Source organism: Romboutsia sp. 13368 (assembly GCF_018336475.1).
Classification (GTDB): Bacteria; Bacillota; Clostridia; order Peptostreptococcales; family Peptostreptococcaceae; genus Romboutsia.
In genome coordinates this window covers 1,805,038-1,809,290 of sequence record NZ_CP048741.1, presented here as the reverse complement: position 1 = coordinate 1,809,290, position 4,253 = coordinate 1,805,038, and the positions used below count along the sequence as shown (strand labels likewise).

The following is a 4,253-nucleotide window of genomic DNA, read 5'->3' as shown; positions in this document are numbered from 1 at the left end:
TATTTATAAATATAAAATAAGATAAGGAGAAAATAGATGGATAATAATGCAAAGAAAGCTTTAAAACAAATTAAAATGGAAATTGCAGCTGAGCATGAAATGCACCCTGAAAATATTTTCGACTTAATAGAGTGTGCTTATAATGGAGGAATTCCCAAAATGAAATTAAGATTAAAAAGAAGTAAGGAAAAAAGGAGCTTTTCTAAGAGTGGGCATTTAGAATAAAAACAATAAATAGTGATAAAATAAATCTAAATAAAATATTAAGAGGTGACACTAATGAAAAAAATAGTTAGTTTTATGATGACTATATTACTTGCAATTATGCCTATGAATATATCTTTTGCAAATGAAGATAATACGCCACTTAGTGTATCTTCTAAATCAGCTATATTAATGGATGTAGGAAGTGGACAAATACTTTATGAAAAAAATGCTCATGATAAGCTACCTCCTGCAAGTGTAACTAAAGTAATGACTATGTTACTTATATGTGAAGCGCTAGATTCTGGCAAGATAACTTTAGAAGATAGTGTACAAATAAGTGAAAATGCAGCTAGTATGGGTGGAAGTCAAATATTTTTAGAACCAGGAGAAGTTCAAAAAGTAGATACACTATTAAAAGGTATAGCAGTAGCTTCAGCTAATGATGGTTGTGTTGCTATGGCAGAATATGTAGCAGGTAGTGTAGAAAGTTTTGTAGATATGATGAATGCTAAAGCTAAAGAACTAAATATGAAAGATACAAATTTTGTAAATACTAATGGACTTCCCGTAGATAATCATTATACATCAGCTCATGATATAGCAATAATGTCTAGAGAACTATTAAAACATGACGTTATAACTAAATACTTAACAACTTGGATGGATCAAATTGTTGTTGGTAAAAAGCAGGTTACAGTTGGACTTGCTAATACGAATAAATTAATAAAACATTATCAAGGTGCTACAGGTGTTAAAACTGGATTTACTCAACAAGCTAAATACTGTTTATCTGCATCTGCTAAAAGAGGTGATACTCATTTAGTTGCAGTAACTCTAGGAGCAGAAACATCACCAGAAAGATTTAAAGATGCTACAAGCCTTTTAAATTTTGGATTTGCAAATTATGAAAGTGTAAAATTATGCTCTAAAGATGATAAAATAGGTACAATTACTCTAGATAAAGCAGATGAACAAAAAATTAGTTTAGTAGCAAAAGATGATTTAAGTGTACTTGTTAAAAAAGGTGGAAATAAAGATTTTACTAGAAAAGTAAAATTAAATGAAAATCCAACACTACCTATTAAAAAGGGTACGAGTTTAGGATATATTGAAGTTTATCAAGGTAAAACTTTAGTTGGAAAAGTAGATTTAGTAAATACAAAAGATATACAAAAAGCAAGTTATTTACAAATGTTACAAAGAGTTATAGATGAAATGCTATAAAAAAGAAGCTTTAAGCTTCTTTTTTATTTATTACATATTAAAGTTATTAAAGARATATCAAAACATTTATATTAACAATAAATATATATTAATCATATAATTTATTAATCAATATATGAGGGGGAGGATTAATGATAGATGTTACTTATCCTCAAATGCCGATAATAGAAACTGAAAAATATATATTAAGACCAGTAAGTTTAGATGATGCAGAAGATATGTTTGAATACTATAAAAATCCTAAAGTAGTAAAGTATCTTCCTATGAATCCMCATAAATCTATAGCAAATACAAAGAGATTTATAAAATCTTTTTTNATAGATAACTATAATAAAGATAAAATAGGTCATTTTGCAGTAGTAGATAAATCTAATAATAAAGTAATAGGTAATATTGGTTTAAATAATATAGATAAAGATGATATTGAAGCAGAAATAGGGATATGCATAAATCCAATTTATTGGGGACATGACATTGGAACTGAGCTTGCTAGAGAATTGCTTAAATTTACATTTACTAATACAAATGTAAAACGAATAATAGCAAATACCTATGAAGATAATAAAAAATCTAGAAAAGCATTAGAAAATTTAAATATCAAATATTATAAAAGTTACGATAAGAAAATTATAAAAGGAATGAAAATAACTTATGTTAAATGTGATTCATATAAAATATTAAAATCTGAATACTTAAAATATRTACAAGAARATAATAGGATATCCTATTACTTTCTGTATTTATAAAAACTTTGCTTATAAATTAGAAAATTGATATAATAATATTAAAATCAAAATTTAGGAGAGAGAATAAATGTATAATTTAAGTACTATATTAGCGACTATAGTTGCAATAGCAGTTGCTATATCTGTGCATGAGTTCGGTCATGCATACTCTGCACATTTATTAGGTGATGATACTGCTAAAATGTATGGAAGAATGACTTTAAATCCAGCAAAACATTTAGATATTATGGGATTAATAGCTATGCTTATTGTACATATAGGATGGGCAAAGCCTGTACCAGTTAATCCTAATAATTTCAAAAACTATAAAATTGGAAATGTAATAGTATCATTATCTGGGGTAATTGCAAATATAATAACAGCTATAGTATGTGTTCTTATAAATAAGTATGTAAATATGTATGCAATAAATTTAATAGCTCAATATGTTATAGTTTATAATGTAGGATTTGCAGCATTTAACTTATTACCACTTCCTCCACTTGATGGATGGGGTGTAATATCTTCATTTATACCATATAAGTATAATGAGATAGTTTATAAATATGAAAGTATGAGTAGTATAATATTTTTACTTCTTATATTTACAGGAGCATATAGTATATTTGTATCTCCAATAAGAAATTTAATTTGGCAAATATTATATTTATTTATGTAATATAAGAGGTAAAATATATGAAATATAACGTACAATTACAGGTTTATGAAGGGCCATTGGACTTACTTTATGATATGATATCTAAACAAAAGATAGATATTAAAGATATATCTATTATAGATATAACAAAGCAATATATAAATTATATAACTGCACTTGAAAAAATGGATTTAGAAATAGCAAGTGAATTTATAACTATGGCATCTAAATTATTAGAAATAAAGTCTAGATACTTGCTATATAAACAGAAAAATAATGATGAAGTAGAAGATCCTCGTTTAGAACTTATGGAGAAATTAGAAGAATATAAAAAGTTTAAATTAGCATCAGAGGATTTAAAGGATAATATAACCTATATAGATGATTTATATTACAGAAAAAAAGAAGAAGTAATAATAGATGATACTATGGATTTAGATACTATATCTATAGATGCTATAAAAAATATCCTTCCATATATATTAAAGGTAAAACATGATGAAAATAAATCTAATAAAGATGAGAAGTTAGAAAAGATAGTAAGAGGAAGAATTATACCTGTAGAAGAAAAAATAGCATACATAAGAGACATCATAGATAGAGATAATGAGGTAAGATTTACAAAAGTTGTAGAAAATGTTGATAAGGATGAAGTAATTGCAACATTTTTATCAATACTAGAACTTATAAAATCAAGAGAGATAGTAGTTTACCAAGATTTATTTTTTGATGACATATTAATAAAGAAAAATCTGGAGAATTAAAATGAGACGTGAAGATATAAAGCATATTATAGAAGCTATAATGTTTGCTTATGCAGAACCTATAAGCATAAAAGAATTAAATGATATAATAAATGAAGAATTATCAAGTAAAGAAATAGAATACATGTTAAATAATCTTATAAATGAATATAAGGAAAATAACAGAGGTATACAAATAATAAAATTACAAGACAAATATCAAATGTGTACTAATAAAGATTACTCAAGTTTCATAAAAAAGGTTCTTGAGCCTAAGAAGAAGAAAAGCTTAACTCAAACTACTTTAGAAACATTAACTATAATAGCGTATAAACAACCTATAACAAAGGTTGAAGTAGAAGATATAAGAGGAGTTAAAAGTGATAAAGCTATTCAAACTCTTATAGAAAATAATCTTATAAGAGAAGCTGGAAGATTAGATAAAATCGGAAAACCTATAATATATAGAACAACAGATGAATTTTTAAAGTTACTAAATATAGAAAGATTAGAGGATTTACCTCCTATCGAGAACTATGAAAATAACAATGAATAAAAAGTGTGCTAAATTTAGCACACTTTTTTTGTAAATAATTAGTATATATATCCCTAATTTAGAAAATAATAGTTTTATGGACTACAGTGATATATTTAATTTTTTAATACCAATGTTAATTATAATATTAGTATTAATTA

At 25.4% G+C, this 4,253-nt stretch carries 6 protein-coding genes; all 6 read left to right on the top strand.

Translation table 11 applies throughout. The features are described 5' to 3' along the window. Window positions 1-36: 36 nt before the first annotated feature. Entirely contained in the window at window positions 37-225 is a 189-nt protein-coding gene (locus G3997_RS07375; protein WP_296644982.1) for a CD1290 family small acid-soluble spore protein, read from the top strand. A gap of 54 nt (window positions 226-279) precedes the next feature. Continuing rightward, window positions 280-1,431: a D-alanyl-D-alanine carboxypeptidase family protein gene (locus tag G3997_RS07370; RefSeq protein WP_296644979.1), complete on the top strand. Its 1,152-nt coding sequence runs from the start codon at window positions 280-282 to the stop codon at window positions 1,429-1,431. A gap of 131 nt (window positions 1,432-1,562) precedes the next feature. After that, window positions 1,563-2,177, top strand: a complete 615-nt coding sequence (locus G3997_RS07365; protein ID WP_296644978.1) for a GNAT family N-acetyltransferase — start codon at window positions 1,563-1,565, stop codon at window positions 2,175-2,177. A gap of 67 nt (window positions 2,178-2,244) precedes the next feature. Then, the gene (locus G3997_RS07360) at window positions 2,245-2,835 is read left to right on the top strand and encodes a site-2 protease family protein (RefSeq protein ID WP_296644976.1); all 591 of its coding nucleotides are present in this window, start codon (window positions 2,245-2,247) and stop codon (window positions 2,833-2,835) included. A gap of 17 nt (window positions 2,836-2,852) precedes the next feature. Further along, window positions 2,853-3,578: a segregation and condensation protein A gene (locus G3997_RS07355; protein WP_296644973.1), complete on the top strand. Its 726-nt coding sequence runs from the start codon at window positions 2,853-2,855 to the stop codon at window positions 3,576-3,578. Between the two features lies 1 nt (window position 3,579). Continuing rightward, window positions 3,580-4,113: an SMC-Scp complex subunit ScpB gene (gene scpB, locus G3997_RS07350; RefSeq protein WP_296644970.1), complete on the top strand. Its 534-nt coding sequence runs from the start codon at window positions 3,580-3,582 to the stop codon at window positions 4,111-4,113. The last annotated feature ends 140 nt before the right edge of the window (window positions 4,114-4,253 follow it).